Source organism: Ruegeria sp. ANG-S4, from assembly GCF_000814005.1.
Taxonomy (GTDB): domain Bacteria; phylum Pseudomonadota; class Alphaproteobacteria; order Rhodobacterales; family Rhodobacteraceae; genus Ruegeria.
In genome coordinates this window covers 608,407-625,715 of sequence record NZ_JWLK01000001.1, presented here as the reverse complement: position 1 = coordinate 625,715, position 17,309 = coordinate 608,407, and the positions used below count along the sequence as shown (strand labels likewise).

At 57.1% G+C, this 17,309-nt stretch carries 23 protein-coding genes and 2 tRNA genes; 21 read left to right on the top strand and 4 right to left on the bottom strand.

The annotated features are described in order from the left end of the window. Positions 1-55 precede the first annotated feature (55 nt). A complete protein-coding gene (locus RA28_RS03215; RefSeq protein ID WP_039523705.1) occupies positions 56-793 on the bottom strand; it encodes an N-formylglutamate amidohydrolase in 738 nt (245 codons plus the stop codon). Positions 794-909: 116 nt separating this feature from the next. On the opposite strand from RA28_RS03215, the gene pyk reads away from it, so the two are divergent. From pyk to rplT, 5 genes are all read left to right on the top strand, one after another. Then, positions 910-2,355, top strand: coding sequence for a pyruvate kinase (gene pyk, locus RA28_RS03210; protein WP_039523703.1), 1,446 nt, complete (start codon positions 910-912; stop codon positions 2,353-2,355). Positions 2,356-2,602: 247 nt separating this feature from the next. Further along, complete coding sequence (locus tag RA28_RS03205; protein WP_039523701.1) at positions 2,603-3,040, top strand: universal stress protein; 438 nt, start codon at positions 2,603-2,605, stop codon at positions 3,038-3,040. Positions 3,041-3,054: 14 nt separating this feature from the next. After that, entirely contained in the window at positions 3,055-4,605 is a 1,551-nt protein-coding gene (locus RA28_RS03200; protein ID WP_039523699.1) for an alanine/glycine:cation symporter family protein, read from the top strand. A 182-nt stretch (positions 4,606-4,787) separates the two neighbouring features. Beyond that, complete coding sequence (gene rpmI, locus RA28_RS03195; protein ID WP_039523697.1) at positions 4,788-4,988, top strand: 50S ribosomal protein L35; 201 nt, start codon at positions 4,788-4,790, stop codon at positions 4,986-4,988. Between the two features lie 14 nt (positions 4,989-5,002). Next, positions 5,003-5,368 (top strand): 50S ribosomal protein L20, encoded by a 366-nt coding sequence (rplT, locus tag RA28_RS03190; RefSeq protein ID WP_039523695.1) that lies wholly within the window; start codon positions 5,003-5,005, stop codon positions 5,366-5,368. Between the two features lie 101 nt (positions 5,369-5,469). Here rplT and RA28_RS03185 read toward each other — a convergent pair whose 3' ends face one another. Together RA28_RS03185 and RA28_RS03175 are read right to left on the bottom strand one after the other, a co-directional pair. Then, positions 5,470-5,676 (bottom strand): hypothetical protein, encoded by a 207-nt coding sequence (locus RA28_RS03185; RefSeq protein WP_039523693.1) that lies wholly within the window; start codon positions 5,674-5,676, stop codon positions 5,470-5,472. 595 nt (positions 5,677-6,271) lie between these two features. Further along, positions 6,272-6,346, bottom strand: a tRNA-Thr gene (locus tag RA28_RS03175). A gap of 83 nt (positions 6,347-6,429) precedes the next feature. Between RA28_RS03175 and RA28_RS22755 the strand changes: the two genes are divergently transcribed. The 9 genes from RA28_RS22755 (at position 6,430) to RA28_RS03135 (ending at position 12,207) form a co-directional block, all read left to right on the top strand. Continuing rightward, complete coding sequence (locus RA28_RS22755) at positions 6,430-6,585, top strand: hypothetical protein (protein ID WP_193747345.1); 156 nt, start codon at positions 6,430-6,432, stop codon at positions 6,583-6,585. A 6-nt stretch (positions 6,586-6,591) separates the two neighbouring features. Further along, on the top strand, positions 6,592-7,860 hold the full coding sequence (gene murA, locus RA28_RS03170; protein ID WP_039523689.1) for a UDP-N-acetylglucosamine 1-carboxyvinyltransferase: 1,269 nt from the start codon (positions 6,592-6,594) through the stop codon (positions 7,858-7,860). Further along, complete coding sequence (locus tag RA28_RS03165) at positions 7,857-8,333, top strand: DUF2948 family protein (protein ID WP_039523686.1); 477 nt, start codon at positions 7,857-7,859, stop codon at positions 8,331-8,333. The genes murA and RA28_RS03165 overlap by 4 nt, the downstream gene beginning before the upstream one ends. After that, complete coding sequence (locus tag RA28_RS03160) at positions 8,330-8,854, top strand: GNAT family N-acetyltransferase (RefSeq protein ID WP_039523683.1); 525 nt, start codon at positions 8,330-8,332, stop codon at positions 8,852-8,854. Before RA28_RS03165 ends, RA28_RS03160 begins: the two co-directional genes overlap by 4 nt. 53 nt (positions 8,855-8,907) lie before the next feature. Beyond that, positions 8,908-10,209, top strand: a complete 1,302-nt coding sequence (gene hisD, locus RA28_RS03155; RefSeq protein ID WP_039523681.1) for a histidinol dehydrogenase — start codon at positions 8,908-8,910, stop codon at positions 10,207-10,209. 75 nt (positions 10,210-10,284) lie between these two features. Next, positions 10,285-10,764 (top strand): UPF0262 family protein, encoded by a 480-nt coding sequence (locus RA28_RS03150; protein WP_039523679.1) that lies wholly within the window; start codon positions 10,285-10,287, stop codon positions 10,762-10,764. 3 nt (positions 10,765-10,767) lie between these two features. Further along, positions 10,768-11,220 (top strand): arsenate-mycothiol transferase ArsC, encoded by a 453-nt coding sequence (locus tag RA28_RS03145; RefSeq protein WP_039523677.1) that lies wholly within the window; start codon positions 10,768-10,770, stop codon positions 11,218-11,220. Between the two features lie 2 nt (positions 11,221-11,222). Continuing rightward, a complete protein-coding gene (locus tag RA28_RS03140; RefSeq protein ID WP_039523675.1) occupies positions 11,223-11,621 on the top strand; it encodes a ketosteroid isomerase-related protein in 399 nt (132 codons plus the stop codon). Continuing rightward, a complete protein-coding gene (locus RA28_RS03135; protein WP_039523673.1) occupies positions 11,614-12,207 on the top strand; it encodes a GNAT family N-acetyltransferase in 594 nt (197 codons plus the stop codon). The genes RA28_RS03140 and RA28_RS03135 overlap by 8 nt, the downstream gene beginning before the upstream one ends. A gap of 46 nt (positions 12,208-12,253) precedes the next feature. On the opposite strand, the gene RA28_RS03130 is transcribed toward RA28_RS03135, so the two are convergent. Continuing rightward, positions 12,254-12,646, bottom strand: coding sequence for an ankyrin repeat domain-containing protein (locus RA28_RS03130; protein ID WP_039523671.1), 393 nt, complete (start codon positions 12,644-12,646; stop codon positions 12,254-12,256). Between the two features lie 187 nt (positions 12,647-12,833). On the opposite strand from RA28_RS03130, the gene RA28_RS03125 reads away from it, so the two are divergent. From RA28_RS03125 to RA28_RS03100, 7 genes are all read left to right on the top strand, one after another. Then, positions 12,834-13,709: a carbon-nitrogen hydrolase family protein gene (locus RA28_RS03125; RefSeq protein WP_039523668.1), complete on the top strand. Its 876-nt coding sequence runs from the start codon at positions 12,834-12,836 to the stop codon at positions 13,707-13,709. Positions 13,710-13,800: 91 nt separating this feature from the next. After that, positions 13,801-14,019 (top strand): translation initiation factor IF-1, encoded by a 219-nt coding sequence (gene infA / locus RA28_RS03120; protein ID WP_005978431.1) that lies wholly within the window; start codon positions 13,801-13,803, stop codon positions 14,017-14,019. An 11-nt stretch (positions 14,020-14,030) separates the two neighbouring features. Then, positions 14,031-14,609, top strand: a complete 579-nt coding sequence (locus RA28_RS03115) for a Maf family protein (protein WP_039523665.1) — start codon at positions 14,031-14,033, stop codon at positions 14,607-14,609. Further along, a complete protein-coding gene (locus tag RA28_RS03110) occupies positions 14,606-15,628 on the top strand; it encodes a ribonuclease E/G (protein ID WP_039523663.1) in 1,023 nt (340 codons plus the stop codon). Before RA28_RS03115 ends, RA28_RS03110 begins: the two co-directional genes overlap by 4 nt. Then, positions 15,625-15,807, top strand: a complete 183-nt coding sequence (locus RA28_RS22410; protein ID WP_082029710.1) for a DNA gyrase inhibitor YacG — start codon at positions 15,625-15,627, stop codon at positions 15,805-15,807. Before RA28_RS03110 ends, RA28_RS22410 begins: the two co-directional genes overlap by 4 nt. Positions 15,808-15,886: 79 nt before the next feature. Next, positions 15,887-15,961, top strand: a tRNA-Phe gene (locus RA28_RS03105). 163 nt (positions 15,962-16,124) lie between these two features. Beyond that, positions 16,125-17,075: a tyrosine-type recombinase/integrase gene (locus tag RA28_RS03100; protein ID WP_241481051.1), complete on the top strand. Its 951-nt coding sequence runs from the start codon at positions 16,125-16,127 to the stop codon at positions 17,073-17,075. Positions 17,076-17,309 lie beyond the last annotated feature (234 nt).

Here is a 17,309-nt window from a genome sequence, read left to right as displayed (position 1 = left end):
AGGTATGGCGGCGATCTCAATGAACTAGCGTCCCTTGGATTGAGTTTCAACGTGGCTAGAGTTCGCTGTCGTTCAAAGCATCTTGCAATATGACCGCCAGCCGTTCGGCCCATTCCCGTTGACCGTTGTGATCTGCAATCAGGTCGTTGCGCAGTTCGATCAGGGCGTTGGGGCGGCCAAAAGCCGTGCAATGCCTGTCTATCGCATCGCCCGGCAGAACGCCGGTGTAGGGTTCGTTGACGCCGACACATAAATCATCGTCAGCGCGCAATCGATTGATCAAAGGACGTGCAAATCGTTCATCCGGTGTGTGCAACACACCGACATGCCAGGGCCGCGGGGCACGCCCACGCAATTGCCGCGTAAAGGAATGCATGGAGACAATCACGGCATGCGGCAAGGCTGCCAACTGCGCCAAAGCGTCGTGATAAGGGCGATAGCACATGTTCAAACGCCGTTCGCGCTCTGCCGTGTCTGCGTGGCGGTTTCCGGGAATTATCGAGCCATCGTATAGCTTCATCAGCAAGGTGGGGTCGTCCTCGCCCCGATTGGGATCAATCACGAGGCGCGAAAAATTTGCTGCAATCACCGGTGCATTCAGTACCTCGCCGAGGTGCTTTGAAACCTCGTATGCGCCGACGTCATAGGCGATGTGGCGTTCCATATCCTCGCGCGGGAGGCCAAGGTCGCCGCCGGCAATTTCGGGCGGCACGGTGTTGGTTGCATGATCGCAAGTGATCAGCCAGCGGGACGGTCGGTCGGCGCCGTGCACAAAATACGGGGTGTATGTCATGAGCCTGTCATCTAGTTTGTCGCAGGTGTAGGGCAGTTGCTTTGGAAATGGAATTGCGCAATAAGCACCCGAGCAATGTTTGCGGTAACATTCGAGACGTTAGGAGAGCAAAACGGATGCGACGCCTGAGAAATGTAAAAATCGTGGCGACGCTTGGACCTGCGTCCAACGACTACGACACCATTCGCGCCCTTCACGAGGCCGGGGCGGATGTGTTCCGCCTGAACATGAGCCACGGCAGCCACGACGAGATTCGCGAACGCCACCGCGTCATTCGCCAGATCGAAAAGGATCTGGACAGCCCGATCGCCATTCTGGCGGACCTGCAAGGACCCAAGCTTCGCGTCGGCGTGTTTGCCAATGACGCTGAGGAACTTGATGAAGGCGCGGCATTCCGGCTCGATCTCGATCCGGCGGCAGGAGATATCAGTCGCGTCTGCCTGCCCCACCCTGAAATCTTCGCGGCGCTGGAACCCGGCGCCCGGTTGCTGGTCAACGACGGCAAGATCCGTCTGATCGTCAAGGAATGCGGTCAGGACTTTGCCAACTGCACGGTCGAGGTTGGCGGCACGATCTCAAACCGCAAAGGTGTGAACGTGCCCGATGTCGTCCTGCCCCTGGCGGCGCTGTCTGCAAAAGACCGGGACGATCTGGAATTTGTTTGCCAACTGGGCGTTGACTGGCTGGCGCTCAGCTTTGTGCAACGCGCCAAGGACGTCTTTGAGGCCCGCGCACTGGCCGATGGACGGGCGGCGATCCTGTCCAAAATCGAAAAGCCGGCTGCAATCGAAGCCTTTGACGACATTCTGGATGCATCGGACGGGATCATGGTCGCCCGTGGCGATCTGGGCGTCGAACTGCCGGTCTCGGCCGTTCCGCCCATTCAGAAGCGACTGGTTCGAAAATGCCGGACAGCAGCCAAACCAGTCATCGTCGCAACGCAAATGCTGGAAAGCATGATCGAAAGCCCGATGCCCACACGCGCCGAAGTTTCAGATGTCGCAACTGCGATTTACGAAGGTACCGACGCGATCATGCTCAGCGCGGAGTCGGCCGCGGGATCATATCCGGTCGAAGCCGTTCAGACGATGAACAAGGTGGCCATTGAGGTCGAGGCTGACCCGACCTACATGCAGATCATAGCTGCTTCGCGGACGGCCAAAGGCACGACAGTGGCCGACGGTATCGTAGCCGCCGCCCGCGAAATCGCAGAAAAGACGGACATCAAGGCGGTTTGCTGTTTCACGCAAAGCGGCACCACGGCGTTGTTGACCGCACGCGAGCGTCCGGGTGTCCCGATTATTGCAATGACCCCAGCGACGGGAACCGCGCGCCGTTTATGTCTCAGCTGGGGCTGCCACTGTGTGATGACTCCGGAACTGGAAAGGTTCAAAGGCGCCGTCGTGAACGCTGCCCGCGCGGCGCGGGCTGCTGGTTTCGCGAATGACGACGATCAGATTGTCGTGACCGCCGGTGTGCCTTTCAACGTGCCGGGCACCACGAACATCCTTCGTATTGCACCATGCGACGAGCGTCTGATCTACAACACCGACCCGGGCTAATAACGCCCGTACGCCGACAAGTTCCAAACTGATACTTTTTGAATTGCCTATTTTTTAGGCGTATATTATCCTTTATTTTCAATGACAAAAGACCTTTACGGTTGAGCGCCGTAAAAACCCCTCTGTTTTTTCGTGTTTTTCTCGGATACTTGTCCACAGGGGCAGTCTACTCAAACAAGTTCCAGGTTCCGGCTGCCCTGCCGGGGGCGAGGGCCCCGGTACAATCAAAAAATAACGGAGGAACGACATGACAACAAAAATTGTCATCGGACTGGACGGGACAGAAACCGGAGAGCACGCGATTGCCTTTGCCAAGGACTTGGCCGGGCGGATCGACGCGTGCGAGTTGCTGGTGGTTTATGTAATCGAATGGTCCCCTTTCACATTCCAGACACCCGAAGAAAATGCCCAAAGGCATAAGCGGCGCGAGGAAGAAATCGAACTCGCGACGGCGCGGATCATCACTCCGACGGTCGAAGCGCTGACTGCGGCTGGTTTCACGGCGCATGGCATTGTCCGCCATGGTGACGTCGCCGAGACGCTGAACGCGATCACGATCGAAAACGGAGGCACCCAGATCGTCGTCGGGCGATCATCGGCGGATGGCTTCAAGAAACGCCTGTTTGGCAGCTCGACCCAGAACTTGGTCATGCATGCCGACGTGCCTGTCACAGTTGTGAATTGAGGGGAGAGACGAGAATGAAAACCTTGAAACACATGTGGCTGGCGCTCATCGCCGCAATGGTCGCAGCACCCGCGATGGCGCAGGATGCGCCGGGATTGGACGAACGGATCAACCAGGCCTTCGCCGATTTCACCGGACCGTTTGTCAGCTTTATCTTCGCCCCGTTTCCGGGAACCGGTTTTCCCTGGATCGTGGGTTGGCTGGTAATCGCGGCGACCGTGTTCACGCTCTATTTCGCCTTTGTCCAATTGCGGTTCTTCAGCCACGCGATCAGTCTTGTAAAGGGTGATTACTCTGACCCCAACGACGCGGGTGAGGTCAGCCACTTTCAGGCGCTCGCGACTGCGCTTTCGGGCACCGTTGGCCTGGGTAACATCGCAGGTGTGGCGGTTGCTGTCGGCATCGGTGGCCCCGGTGCAACCTTCTGGATGATCGTCGCGGGCCTGTTGGGCATGGCGTCAAAATTCACCGAATGTACGCTGGGCGTGAAATACCGCAACGAATATGATGATGGCACCGTCTCGGGTGGCCCGATGTATTACATGTCCAAAGGGTTCAACGAGTTGGGCCTGCCGGGCGGCAAGATACTCGCCGTTCTGTTCTCGATCTTCTGTATCCTCGGCGCACTGGGCGGGGGCAATATGTTCCAGGCCAATCAGGCGCACCAGCAGATCGCGGGCATCACCGGGGACTATCCCGGTTGGATCACCGGGCTGGTCTTTGCGGGCATCGTGTTTGCCGTGATTGTCGGTGGTCTGAAGTCCATCGCGCGGGTAACCGAAAAAGTCGTTCCCTTCATGGGCGTGATGTATGTGCTGGCCGCGCTGATCATCATCATCATGCACGCGGACCAGATCGGCTGGGCCTTTGGTCAAATCTTTGCCGGAGCCTTCACAGGTCTTGGCGTTGCTGGCGGCATGGTCGGAGCGCTGATCCAGGGCTTCCGCCGTGCGGCCTTCTCGAACGAGGCGGGCGTTGGTTCCGCAGCGATCGCACACTCCGCTGTGCGGACCAAGGAGCCGATCACCGAGGGCTTCGTGTCGTTGCTGGAACCATTCATCGACACGGTTGTGATCTGTACCATGACCGCGCTGGTGATCATCATCACACAGCAGCTGATCATTGACCCGGATACCGGCAACTACATGCTGAACGAAGCAGGCAACGCGATTGCCACGGTCGACGGTAACTCGGGCGTCAGCCTGACATCCGCAGCCTTTGCCAGCGCTTTTGGGTGGTTCCCCTATGTTCTGGCGATCGCGGTCGTTCTGTTTGCCTTTTCGACCATGATCAGCTGGTCCTACTATGGCCTCAAGGCATGGACTTATCTATTCGGCGAAGGTCAGACCAAGGAGCTGGTGTTCAAGGTCATCTTCTGCATCTTCGTTGTGATCGGTGCGGCGGCCAATCTTGGCCCCGTTATCGACTTCTCGGATGCGGCGATCTTTGCGATGGCGGTTGTGAACGTCTTTGCGCTCTACTTCCTGATGAAAGTGGTGCGTGAAGAACTGGCAAGCTATGCCGCCAGACTGAAGAGCGGCGAAATCCGCAAATTCGAACACTGATCCAAATCACCGGGGCGGCCCCGTCGCCCCGGTGCCCTGTCAGCGCGCGAAATTCGCAGAATCTGGCCCAAACCCCCTTGTCACTATGAAGGAACTTGCGTAAACGGCGCTTCTGATCGCGTGACCGGCCGAGATGGCATGCCGAGTCGCGTTTGAAACCGAACCCGGAAAAGGAGACGGAAATGCCTAAGATGAAGACCAAATCAAGCGCCAAGAAGCGCTTTAAGGTGACCGCGACCGGAAAGGTCATGTCGGCTCAGGCCGGCAAGCGTCACGGCATGATCAAGCGGACCAAGAAATTCATCCGCGACGCCCGTGGCACCACCACCCTGTCCGCCCCCGACGCAAAGATCGTCAAGGGCTACATGCCCTACGACCGCTAAGAGGAGATACCGATATGTCCCGCGTTAAAGGTGGAACCGTAACTCACGCCCGTCACAAGAAGATCATCAAAGCCGCAAAAGGCTACTATGGTCGCCGCAAGAGCAACTTCAAAGTTGCCACCCAGGCCGTCGACAAGGCGAACCAGTATGCAACCCGCGACCGTAAGAACCGCAAGCGCAACTTCCGCGCGCTGTGGATCCAGCGTATCAACGCGGCTGTCCGTTCGCATGACGAGGCACTGACCTATTCCCGCTTCATCAACGGCCTGAACCTGGCCGGGATCGAAGTGGACCGCAAAGTTCTGGCCGACCTGGCCGTGCACGAACCGGAAGCGTTCGGCGCGATCGTCGCCAAAGCTCAGGCTGCTCTGGCCGCCTGATCCTCTTTCGAGAGACAGTGAAAGAAGGGGCTGCTTCATGTGAAGCAGCCCCTTCTTTTGTTTCCGACATTCGGCGACGTGACGGACCCGCCCTATTCGTCTCAGGTCTGTTTTTCCGAGACGCGCCGGACTGGCAGATCATTTTGCTTTTCCGATAGCACGTTGTGAAAAAGCGCTCGAAGGTCCGCTTCGGTGAGTTTGACCTGCTGTGGGTCAGCATCAAACCCGAGTGTTCCGGGGTCGCCGGTCGTAGCGGTATATGTAGAACGTTTGCCTGAAATCCGATTGAGGATAGACTTGATGGGCACTTCAATATCCTTTCCAAATTCGGTTCAAAAAAACTCTGCCGCTGCGGGCCCGGTCCGAACACCTCGGTAAGTTCGGGCTCAAAGACCTTCTTACGTGAGTGGCAACCCGCAGCGACCCGGCGCATGTAAGAAATTTGTTACGGATCGTAAGGGGGAAGAAACCGGCAATTTGCATCACTTTTTGACCAAGGAGTCAAAAATCGCAGCAACTCCTGACCTTTACGTCAACTTTCTGATCTGTGCCCGATTGTTTGTGACGTGGCGTCAGAGCGAGAACGCACCTCGGCGCCCCAAAACCAAGGGCCAAAAGAGGCATCTGAACCCCATCGACAGAAAAAAGGCGCGCCGACTATGGGCGCGCCTCAGTGGCAGGGAGGACAGTGAAAAATCCGCGCTCTCAAAACAAAAAACCTGAGCGCCAACTCGTTACTGACCTCATACAAGCACGTTCCAACAATCCCGTCCGTGACACCGTTCACACATGAACAAAAAACACCGGGTGAAATCCAAATGTCTTCGGCAATTGAGCAGGCGATCACGCCAGTTGAGTTGCACTGATACTTGCAACAGGACCGAGAAAAATTTTTTGTTAGGATGGTGCTGCTGGAGAGAATTGAACTCTCGACCTCTCCCTTACCAAGGGAGTGCTCTACCTCTGAGCTACAGCAGCGCTGTGGGCGGGTGATTAGACTCAAACGAAACGCGGCGCAAGGGTGTCTGGACGGTTTTTTTCCGCTCCTGTAGAGAAAGACAATGGCAGAAAAAAATACTCCAAAAAAGCACGGCAAATCCGAGGACGCGCGCCAGGAACGGCTCAAAGCCGCCTTGAAGGCGAATATGGCGCGACGCAAAGCGCAGGCCAAGGCGCGGGCGGCGTCCGACGGCAAAGCCGGTAACGACGAGGGATAAGAGCAGATGGATTCGATTCTGGTGACGGGGAACGGCCCGCTGAACGGGCAGATTCCGATTGCAGGCGCCAAGAACGCCTGTTTGACTTTGATGCCGGCGACGCTGCTCAGCGAAGAACCGCTGACGCTGACCAATGCGCCACGGTTGAGCGACATCAAGACGATGACCGCATTGCTGCAATCCTTGGGGGCCGAGGTGTCCGCGCTGCAGGATGGGCAAGTGATTGCGATGTCCAGCCACAGCCTGACCAGCCATGTTGCCGATTATGACATCGTGCGAAAGATGCGCGCGTCGAATTTGGTGCTCGGCCCATTGCTGGCGCGGTTTGGGCAAGCTGTTGTCTCGCTGCCCGGCGGCTGTGCAATTGGTGCCCGCCCGATGGACCTGCATGTCGAAGGCTTGGAGGCACTGGGCGCCGAAATCGAACTGAAAGACGGCTATCTGCACGCCAAGGCTCTGGGCGGGTTGAAAGGCGCGGTGCACGAGATGCGTTTTGCCTCGGTCGGTGCGACCGAAAACATCGTCATGGCAGCCACCTTGGCCAAGGGTACGACGGTGTTAAAGAACGCCGCGCGCGAGCCTGAGATCGTCGATCTAGTGGAATGCCTGCGCAAGATGGGTGCGCAGATTTCCGGCGAAGGCAGCCCGACCATCGAGATTCAAGGCGTTGACCGCCTTCATGGCGCGACGCATCAGGTTGTGACGGATCGGATCGAGTTGGGCACCTATATGCTGGCCCCCGCGATGTGTGGAGGAGAGGTCGAGCTGCTTGGCGGGCGCATGTCGCTTGTCGAGGCGTTCGCCGCAAAACTTGATGCTGCGGGTGTTTCAGTGTCGGAAACCCAATCAGGGTTGAAAGTCTCGCGCAAAAACGGACGCGTTTCTGCGGTGGATGTGGTCACTGAACCATTCCCCGGCTTTCCAACCGATCTACAGGCGCAGATGATGGCGCTGATGTGCACAGCAGATGGTGTCTCTGTTCTTGAAGAGCGTATCTTTGAGAACCGCTTTATGCACGCGCCCGAACTGGTTCGAATGGGGGCCAATATTGAAGTCCACGGCGGTACAGCTACGGTCACCGGGGTCGAACGCCTGAAAGGTGCGCCGGTCATGGCAACAGACCTGCGGGCTTCGGTTTCGCTTATTCTGGCCGGTCTGGCCGCCGAAGGGGAAACAACGGTCAGCCGGGTTTACCATCTTGACCGCGGGTATGAACATGTGGTGCGCAAGCTGGAAGGCGTGGGTGCAAAGATTGAACGGATTAAGGGTCAATGACAGACGCAAGTTTTGAAGACGGGCGAGAAGCCCCTCTGAATCTGGGGGCCGAAGATGCCGACGATCTTCAGGTGATTTCAACCCTGACTCAAGACGCGGTTTTTCCGGTGACAGAGATGACGTGGCGCGCATCTGAACGGCAGTTCGCCCTGCTGTTGAACCGCTTTCGCTGGGAAGACCAAGACGCGGCGGCCAAACGCGGTCGCGCGTTTGAGCGTGTGCAGTCCGTGCTGATGTTTGGCTCAGTTTTGTCTGTGGCCAGCCAGGGCATTGATCGCGGTGACACCGACATGATCCTGTCGTTGTTATCCGTCGACTTCGAACAAGGTGAGGACGGAGCCGGACAAGTTCTGCTGACCCTGGCGGGAGATGGGGCAATCCGGTTGCAGGTCGAGGCGGTGGAAGTCACCCTCAAGGACGTAACCCGTCCCTATCGGGCACCGTCGGGTCACGCACCGAACCACCCGGAATGATCCGCACCCGCGAACTGACATCCATCGATCTCGACCTCTGGCGCACTTTGCGCCTTGAGGGCGCGCGTTTGTATCCGGAGGCGTTCCTTCTTTCGAGCGAAGAGTCATCTGCGCTCCCTAAAGACGTTGATATGCGGTCCTTGGATCTAGGCGGGCGGTTTGGTGCATTTGATGGCGATAAGCCGGTCGGCATAGCTGCGTTAAATCGGCAATCCATTTCCCGATGCCGGCATCGTGGTTCAGTCGGCCCTTTTTATGTCAGGCGCTCCGCACAGGGCGGTGGAGCCGCCAAGGCGCTGATGAACGCGCTGATCGATTTCGCAAGGGCCAACGACGTTTGGCAACTTGAGCTATCCGTTGCGGCTGATAACCCACGCGCGATCCGTTTTTACGAGGGCTTCGGCTTCGCGCATTTCGGAGTTTTCCCCAACGCCGTTCTTATGCCAGATGGCGCTCAGGATGATCGGTTTTATGTGCTTGATTTACGTGGCGAAGGAAACGAAACCCAGCGTCGGGGTTGAGCGCCTGCGGCACCGACGATAAGACCCGTGGAAACGCCTTCGGAGTATCTGACATGCCCGTCTTCCTCGACACGACTTCTGCCGAATTCGAGCCCGCGTTTCAGGCGCTGTTATCCGCCAAACGCGAAGACAGCCCCGATGTCGATGCCGTCGTAGCACAGATCATCGACGATGTGCGCCATCGCGGCGACGCGGCAGTGATCGAGTTGACAGCAAAATTCGATCGGCTCGAGCTGACGACCGATACCTTGGCGTTCAGCGACACAGAAATTGCGTCCGCAATCGAACAGGTGTCGCCGGAAGAACGTGCAGCATTGGAATTGGCCGCTGACCGCATACGGTCTTACCACCAGAAGCAATTACCGCACGACAGCGAATGGACGGACGAGGCTGGCGCGACACTCGGCTGGCGTTGGTCCGCAGTGTCGGCCGCCGGGCTATATGTGCCGGGTGGTTTGGCCTCGTATCCTTCGTCGGTTCTGATGAATGCAATCCCCGCCAAGGTTGCGGGCGTTGAACGGTTGTCCATCACAGTGCCAACCCCAGATGGGCAGGTGAATCCATTGGTCCTGTTGGCGGCACAGCTTTCAGGAGTGGACACAATTTATCGCGTCGGCGGGGCCCAGGCGATCGCTGCTTTGGCCTATGGGACGGAAACGATTGCAGCAGTCGACAAAATCACCGGCCCGGGAAATGCCTTCGTGGCTGCCGCGAAACGCCGAGTGTATGGCAAGGTCGGGATCGATATGATCGCCGGCCCATCTGAGATTTTGGTGATTGCGGACAAAGACAATGACCCGGATTGGATCGCACTGGACCTGCTGAGCCAGGCCGAGCATGACGAAAGCGCGCAGTCGATCCTGATCACAGATGATACGGGATTCGGGCAAGCTGTTGCACAAGCGGTAGATGCCCGATTGCAGACGCTGGAACGCCGCGAAATCGCTGGGGCCAGCTGGCGGGACTTTGGCGCGATCATCTCGGTTCGAAACCTGGATGAAGCCGCGCATCTGTCCAACCGCATCGCCCCCGAGCATCTTGAGCTTTGTGTGGCGGACCCGGTTGCGCTCAGCACAAAAACCAAACATGCGGGCGCTATCTTTCTGGGTCAATATACACCCGAGGCGATTGGGGATTACGTTGGCGGACCAAACCACGTTTTGCCGACGGCCCGCTCGGCCCGGTTCTCTTCGGGTCTCAGCGTGATGGACTTTCTCAAACGAACGACACTCAGCCAGATGACACCCGAAGCCCTGCGTGCAATTGGTCCCGCCGCGGCTCAACTGGCCCGTTCAGAGAGCCTTGAAGCCCACGGTCTTTCCGTCCTCGCCCGGCTGAATCGGCTGAACACCTAGCGCAGCGCACGGCTGCATTGCTCTGCCCGATTTGTTGCTATAGGTCTGATCCGAGCTGACTGGACAACACTGAAAATGACCCGCATTTCGCATATCGAACTGGATGATCGAAACCTTCCGCCGCCGACGCCCGAAATCGAGCAGGAGCGCAAGGTGGCAATCTACGATCTGCTGGAAGACAACTCTTTCGCCTTGCCGTCAAGGGATGGTCGCGTTGTGCCGGACGGGCCGTACCACGTTCAGTTGTCGATCCGCGACAAACGGTTGGTTTTCGATATCGCGACCGAAGCAGAAGAAAAAGCCGCCGAGTTTCATCTGTCGCTGGGTCCGTTCCGTCAGGTCGTTAAGGATTACTTCCAGATCTGCGAAAGCTATTTCAACGCGGTCAAATCGTTGCCGCCCAGCCAGATTGAAACAATCGACATGGCCCGACGCGGCATTCACAACGAAGGCAGCCGCGTTTTGCAGGAAAGGCTGGAAGGCAAGGCCGAGGTTGACAGTGACACCGCCCGCCGCCTTTTCACGCTGATCTGCGTGCTGCATTTCGGGGGCTGACGCGTGAAGTCCTTGCCGCAGTCGGTCCTGTTTTGTTGCGACCACAACGCGGTTCGGTCCCCCATGGCCGAAGGGATCATGAAGAAATTCTATGGCACCGGCACTTATGTGCAGTCCGCCGGCGTCTACAACGATATGGAGATCGACGGGTTCTGTATTGCGGCCTGCAAAGAGATTGATGTTGAACTGTCCCGCCACCGCTCGCGATCCTTTGATGAGATGCAGGATTGGGGCGATGATCTAAGCTCGTTCGATCTGATCGTGGCGTTGTCCCCTGCCAGTCAGCGAAAAGCGCTTGAACTGACGCGGATTTTTCACCTCGATGTCGATTATTGGCCAATAATGGACCCTACTGGGATGGGCGAGACCCGCGAACAGAAGTTACATCACTACCGACAGACCCGAGATCAGATCATTCAGCATCTCAAAGCCAACTGGGGCGACCCGACGGAGTGAACATGAACGCGACCATCAAGACCTATTTCGATGCTTTCAATAATGGTGACGTCGACGGCATGTTGGCCTGCCTTTCCGAAGACGTGGCACATCATGTGAACGAGGGCCAAATCCGCGTCGGAAAGGATAAATTTGCCGATTTCTGCGCCCATATGAACCGGTGCTATCGCGAAAATCTCACTGACATCGTTATTTTTGAGGCCAACGGCGGCGCGCGGGCTGCGGCTGAGTTCGTTGTGAACGGCACATACCTGGAAACGGACGAAGGCCTGCCCGACGCGCATGGCCAGACGTATCGCCTGCCTGCGGGATCGTTCTTTGACCTGAGGGATGGCAAGATCACCCGCGTCACCACCTTCTACAACCTCGCCGACTGGACCAAACAGGTTTCCAATGGGTGAAGTCACGAATGTCCGCGCGTTGACGGGCCCGGCGCTCGCGGATGCGTTGGACGATGTTGCGCGGCTGCGGATCAAGGTGTTTCGGGCGTGGCCATACCTCTACGACGGCGATCTGGAATACGAACGGAAATATCTGCAATCCTACCGCGACAGCGACAAAGCCATCGTGGTCGGCGCGTTCCAAGGTGATGAACTGGTCGGTGCGTCCACTGGCGCGCCGCTTGTAGATCATGCCGAGGATTTTGCCGCAGCCTTTGAAGGAACGGGTTTGGATCTTTCGCAAATCTTCTATTGCGCAGAATCCGTGCTGTTGCCCGCGTTTCGAGGTCAGGGTGTCGGCCACCGGTTTTTTGATCTGCGCGAAGCGCACGCACGGCACTTTGGTTTCACCAAATGCGCATTCTGTGGCGTTCAACGCCCGGAGGATCATCCGATGCGCCCCGAACACTATCGCCCTCTGGACGCTTTCTGGCGTACGCGGGGATACGAACCTTTGGCTGGCGTAGTCGCGCAGTTTTCGTGGAAAGACCTGGATCAAGACCGAGAAACGTTGAAGCCATTGCAATTCTGGATCAAGGATCTTTGACGGCTCTGACAACACCGCTTAAACTGAAACTTAGTTTCGAACTGCGTCAGGTCTGATAATTCAGAAAAAGCCGCCGGACTTCACCGCCAAGTTGGTCCGCGATGTCACGGGACGATTGCCCGAATTCCGACTTAAGCGACGTGTCAGCATCTGCCTTCAAAAGCGCGTCGATTACAGGCAGGTTCTGTTTCTTTACCGCTATGTGCAGCGGTGTTTCCGACATATCGCCTACGGCGTTCACATCAGCGCCTGCTTTGATGAGTTGCAGAACCGCATGAGTGTTGTCGCGCCAGAGCATTACGTGAAGCGGTGTGTCCCCGTCGGCGTCGCGACTGTCGATTGTAACAGGTGCCTCACCCATTTGATCCGGAAAAAGGGTGTCCGAACAAGACGCCAGGATGTCTTGCAGTGACTCTCTTGTCTTTGGCTTTTTGGCCATTTCGCGATTCCATATACCGATTTTGATCGACGGCGCGCGTTCGTCTTGTCGAATTCACCCGGCAAATGTTTCACACGACAACACTTAATCCGAAAGAGAAAATCGTGATTCAAGCAAGGGCATGGGCTGTACACGGCAGGATGTTTGACCCTATGGTCACCCGAGAAACCGGTCCTGAAAGTTAAGAATGAAAATAGCAACCGCCGCCTATCCGCCGGACTGGCTGGATAGCTGGGCCCAATACGAAGACAAACTGGCACATTGGGTCTCCGACGCCAGCAAACAGGGCGCCCAGTTGTTGGTGTTTCCCGAATATGGCGCGATGGAATTGTCGACCTTGGATGGCGCCGAAACCGCAGGCGATCTTGAGCGTTCGATCCATGCAGTTTCAGACCGGATGGGGGACGCCGCGGATATTCATCGCCGATTGGCGCAGGAATTCAAAACATACATTCTGGGCGCGTCCGCCCCGGTGTTGGATGGGACGGGCCGGCCGGTCAATCGGGCAGTGCTCTATGCGCCGGACGGACGGTACGACCATCAGGACAAGCAAATCATGACACGGTTCGAACGCGAAACTTGGGACATCGCGCCGGGCGGGCCCTTGAAACTCTTTGACACCGCGTTGGGCAAAATCGGCGTGCTGATCTGCTATGACAGCGAGTTTCCGCTGCTGGGACGCGCGTTGCAACAAGCGGATCTGATCCTTGTCCCCTCCTGCACCGAAGCGTTGTCAGGTTATTGGCGCGTTCGCATCGGGGCCATGTCACGCGCGCTGGAGACCCAATGCGTCACGGTCATGTCGTCCTTGGTTGGCACCTATGATTGGTCCGAGGCCGTGGATGTGAATACGGGCGCAGGCGGAGTCTTTGGCCCGCCGGATATTGGATTTCCACCGAACGGGGTTTTGTCCGAAGGCGGGTTGAACGAAGCGGGATGGACATACGCCGAGGTCGATCTGTCCGCGATTGCCAATGTCCGCGCCGATGGCCACGTGCTGAACCGCGCCCATTGGGCAGAACAGACGCCCCGAGTCGATTCCGTCACAATCTGCAGCCTTTAGGCGAATCCGCCCTTGAATTAAGGCCAAAATAGGCTCATTTAGGCGCACATCCCCGCAGATTCTGCGGATGCAACTTAAATGTGGAGACAACATGGCCAAGGAAGATACGCTCGAATTTCCCGGTGTCGTGAAGGAACTCCTGCCTAATGCGACGTTTCGGGTCGAGCTGGAAAACGGCCATGAGATCATCGCACACACGGCAGGCAAGATGCGCAAGAACCGCATCCGTGTTCTGGCCGGCGACAAGGTTCAGGTCGAAATGACCCCGTACGATCTGACCAAAGGTCGGATCAACTACCGCTTCAAGTAACGCCCTGCCCTATGGCGTTTATCCTCGGATCGGGCAGCCCAAGGCGGCTGGACCTGCTGGCGCAGCTTGGAATTCAACCTGACGCCATTCGCGCCCCCAACATTGATGAAACGCCGCTGAAAGGCGAGCTTCCCGTTCCGTATTGCCACCGCATTACTCGCGCAAAAGTCCACGCAGTCCAGTCCGATCCGGGTGACATAACGCTTTGCGCCGACACGACAGTCGCGCTGGGGCGGCGAATACTGGGCAAGCCGCAAGACGCGGGCGAGGCTGCAGAATTCCTTCACGCCTTGTCCGGACGCAGACATCGGGTGATCACATCGGTCGCCGTACGTCGCGACGATCGTGTTCTGCAACGCGATGTCGTCAGTCAGGTGAAGGTCAAACGCCTTTCAGATGTCGAGGTCAATGCCTATCTGGCGACCGGCGATTGGGAAGGCAAAGCCGGTGCCTACGCGATTCAAGGGCCGGCTGGCGCGTTCATCCCATGGATTTCCGGGTCTTTTACCGGCATCGTCGGATTACCCCTGTCAGAAACCGCAGCGCTTTTGCAAGGCATCGGCTATCCGCTGTATCGTGAGGGATCATGAAGGGCCGGACGATCATTTTGGACCACATTCAGGACCGCGAGGCCGCAGCCCTGATGGTTGACGGTGTTCTCGAAGACCTCCTGATCGCCTCGGATGCACCGCCGCCCGGAACCATTTACCGAGCCCGTGCGGATCGTCCGGTCAAGGGGCAAGGCGGCATGTTCCTGACGACACCCGATGGCCCGGCCTTTCTGCGGCAGGTCAAGGGGCTCGCTCCGGGGGCTGACATGTTGGTACAAGTCACCGGTTACGCCGAACCGGGCAAGGCAATCCCGGTCACCAACCGCATCCTGTTCAAAAGCCGCTACGCGATCGTGACACCCGATGCGCCAGGTCTGAACATTTCGCGCAGTATCCGCGACGATGACATCCGCGACCGCCTCCTGGAAATCGCGCATGAGCAGATGGAGCAATGCGACTACGGCCTCATCCTGCGGTCGTGTTGCTGGAACGCAGACCCCGACGAAATCGCCGAGGATATCGCGGCCATGCGCGCCCAGGCCGAACAGGTTTTGAACGACACCGAAACGGGGCTTGAGACGCTTTGCGAAGGTGACGGTCCCCATGTGATCGCGTGGCGCGACTGGACGGATCCTGCCGAAGTCGCCACGCAACCCGGTGGCTTCGAAACATACGGCGTTCTGGACGCGATTGAAACGGCCCAAGGTATCGCCGAGCCTTTGCCGGGGGGTGGATCGCTGTTCATCCAGCCAACCCGCGCCCTTGTGGCTGTCGACATCAACACGGGCCGAGACACGTCTCTGGCGGCGGGCACCAAGGCCAACTTTGCCTGCGCCAAGACGCTGCCTCGGGCGCTGCGCGTCCGGGGACTGGGCGGTCAGATCACACTGGACCTTGCCCCGATGCCCAAAAAGGACCGGCGCGGGTTTGAAGCCGCCCTTCGCACGGCTTTGAAGTCTGATCCGGAGGAAACGATCATGGCCGGATGGACGCCACTGGGGCACTATGAGTTGCAACGAAAACGCGGCCGCGTGCCGTTGTCTGAGGTGCTGAAATGAGCTGTCCGATCTGCGGCGAGAACACCGTTCCTACGTACCGCCCGTTCTGCTCAAAACGTTGCGCGGATCTCGACCTGGCCAAGTGGCTTAACGGCTCTTACGCGATCCCGTCACAGCGCGAAGAGGACGTCGAGACCGAGGATGACGTTGAACTACCAAAGCCACCACAACCGCACTGAAAAAATGTGAAAAAGCCTCTGGACACTCCCAGTGGCAAGTCATAGAACGCCTCCACCCAGCGGACATATCCGTTCCCGTGCCCGGGTAGCTCAGGGGTAGAGCAGTGGATTGAAAATCCTCGTGTCGGTGGTTCGATTCCGCCCCCGGGCACCACAAAGCCTTCCTGTTGCTTCCAGATTGGTTTGACAATAGCTTGTTTTTTATGGCTATTGTCGAGATTTGTGTCCGACAGTGTCCTGGGTGGTCTAGCTGAATATACCCCTAAAGGGGGTATCAATCTGGGGTACCGTTTCGATCAAATAGGAGAGGTACCCCTATGGCGGTTCTAAGTGATGCAAAGATTCGAGCGCTTAAGCCGAAGGATAAGCCATTTAAGACCGCCGACTTTGATGGGCTTTTCGTGCTCACAAAGCCGAATGGATCTAAGCTCTGGCGTTTCAAGTATCGTTGGTTGGGGAAAGAGAAACTATTAGCTTTGGGCAAATACCCTGACGTCTCTTTGAAACAGGCCAGATCCAAGCGCGATGATGCTCGATCAATGCTAGCGGACAACCAAGACCCATCAGCAGTTGCTAAAAGGATGAAGGCTGAGCAGGAAGCCGAGCATCGTAATACCTTTGCGCGGTTAGCTTCAGATCTTTTAGAGAAAAAGCATAAAGAAGGAAGAGCGCAGGCAACCCTTGCAAAAACAAGTTGGCTTCACGGTATGCTGTGCGCAGAAATTGGATCAATGCCCATAGCGCAGATAACTGCCCGTGATGTTCTGGTGCCGCTAAAGAAAGCCGAGGCTAAAGGAAATTACGAAACAGCATTGCGTATGCGTTCAGCTGCTGGAGCAGTTTTTAGATTTGCGATTTCGCAGGGCCTAATTGACAATGATCCCACATTTGGCCTGAAAGACGCTCTCGTGCGACCCAAACCAAATCACCGTGCAGCAATCCTTGATCCGGAAGGTGTAGGGGCTTTGTTAAACGCCATCGACGGATTTGAAGGTCAGCCAACTACTAGGATTGCTCTCCAACTATTATCACTCACTGCTCTAAGACCCGGGGAGCTTCGCATGGCTGAGTGGTCTGAAATTGATGAAAGCGGCTCTGTTTGGATAGTCCCAGATCATCGCGCAAAAATGCGCCGCCCGCACGCAGTACCACTTTCAAACCAGGCGCAATCCAAACTTGCTGAATTGAAGAATTTGACTAGTTGGGGAACTTACCTTTTTTCCGTCTATTCGGTCATCCAAACGATGTATGAGCGACAACACGCTTAACGCGGCTCTTCGCAGAATGGGTTATGGCAAGGAAGAGATGTCGGCGCACGGTTTTCGTGCGATATTCTCTACACTAGCCAATGAGGCGGGGCGCTGGCACTCCGATGCTATTGAGAGAGCACTTGCGCACGTCGAAGGTAACGAGATTCGCCGAGCTTACGCTCGCGGACAGTACTGGGATGAGAGAACTCGGTTGTCTCAGTGGTGCGCTGACTATTTGGATCAGCTTAAAGC

Excerpts from the sequence above, each read along its gene's own strand:
- RA28_RS03215 (WP_039523705.1), bottom strand. The coding sequence starts at position 793 with ATGACATACACCCCGTATTTTGTGCACGGCGCCGACCGACCGTCCCGC.
- pyk (WP_039523703.1), top strand. The coding sequence starts at position 910 with ATGCGACGCCTGAGAAATGTAAAAATCGTGGCGACGCTTGGACCTGCG.
- RA28_RS03205 (WP_039523701.1), top strand. The coding sequence starts at position 2,603 with ATGACAACAAAAATTGTCATCGGACTGGACGGGACAGAAACCGGAGAG.
- RA28_RS03200 (WP_039523699.1), top strand. The coding sequence starts at position 3,055 with ATGAAAACCTTGAAACACATGTGGCTGGCGCTCATCGCCGCAATGGTC.
- rpmI (WP_039523697.1), top strand. The coding sequence starts at position 4,788 with ATGCCTAAGATGAAGACCAAATCAAGCGCCAAGAAGCGCTTTAAGGTG.
- rplT (WP_039523695.1), top strand. The coding sequence starts at position 5,003 with ATGTCCCGCGTTAAAGGTGGAACCGTAACTCACGCCCGTCACAAGAAG.
- RA28_RS22755 (WP_193747345.1), top strand. The coding sequence starts at position 6,430 with ATGGCAGAAAAAAATACTCCAAAAAAGCACGGCAAATCCGAGGACGCG.
- murA (WP_039523689.1), top strand. The coding sequence starts at position 6,592 with ATGGATTCGATTCTGGTGACGGGGAACGGCCCGCTGAACGGGCAGATT.
- RA28_RS03165 (WP_039523686.1), top strand. The coding sequence starts at position 7,857 with ATGACAGACGCAAGTTTTGAAGACGGGCGAGAAGCCCCTCTGAATCTG.
- RA28_RS03160 (WP_039523683.1), top strand. The coding sequence starts at position 8,330 with ATGATCCGCACCCGCGAACTGACATCCATCGATCTCGACCTCTGGCGC.
- hisD (WP_039523681.1), top strand. The coding sequence starts at position 8,908 with ATGCCCGTCTTCCTCGACACGACTTCTGCCGAATTCGAGCCCGCGTTT.
- RA28_RS03150 (WP_039523679.1), top strand. The coding sequence starts at position 10,285 with ATGACCCGCATTTCGCATATCGAACTGGATGATCGAAACCTTCCGCCG.
- RA28_RS03140 (WP_039523675.1), top strand. The coding sequence starts at position 11,223 with ATGAACGCGACCATCAAGACCTATTTCGATGCTTTCAATAATGGTGAC.
- RA28_RS03135 (WP_039523673.1), top strand. The coding sequence starts at position 11,614 with ATGGGTGAAGTCACGAATGTCCGCGCGTTGACGGGCCCGGCGCTCGCG.
- RA28_RS03130 (WP_039523671.1), bottom strand. The coding sequence starts at position 12,646 with ATGGCCAAAAAGCCAAAGACAAGAGAGTCACTGCAAGACATCCTGGCG.
- RA28_RS03125 (WP_039523668.1), top strand. The coding sequence starts at position 12,834 with ATGAAAATAGCAACCGCCGCCTATCCGCCGGACTGGCTGGATAGCTGG.
- infA (WP_005978431.1), top strand. The coding sequence starts at position 13,801 with ATGGCCAAGGAAGATACGCTCGAATTTCCCGGTGTCGTGAAGGAACTC.
- RA28_RS03115 (WP_039523665.1), top strand. The coding sequence starts at position 14,031 with ATGGCGTTTATCCTCGGATCGGGCAGCCCAAGGCGGCTGGACCTGCTG.
- RA28_RS03110 (WP_039523663.1), top strand. The coding sequence starts at position 14,606 with ATGAAGGGCCGGACGATCATTTTGGACCACATTCAGGACCGCGAGGCC.
- RA28_RS22410 (WP_082029710.1), top strand. The coding sequence starts at position 15,625 with ATGAGCTGTCCGATCTGCGGCGAGAACACCGTTCCTACGTACCGCCCG.
- RA28_RS03100 (WP_241481051.1), top strand. The coding sequence starts at position 16,125 with ATGGCGGTTCTAAGTGATGCAAAGATTCGAGCGCTTAAGCCGAAGGAT.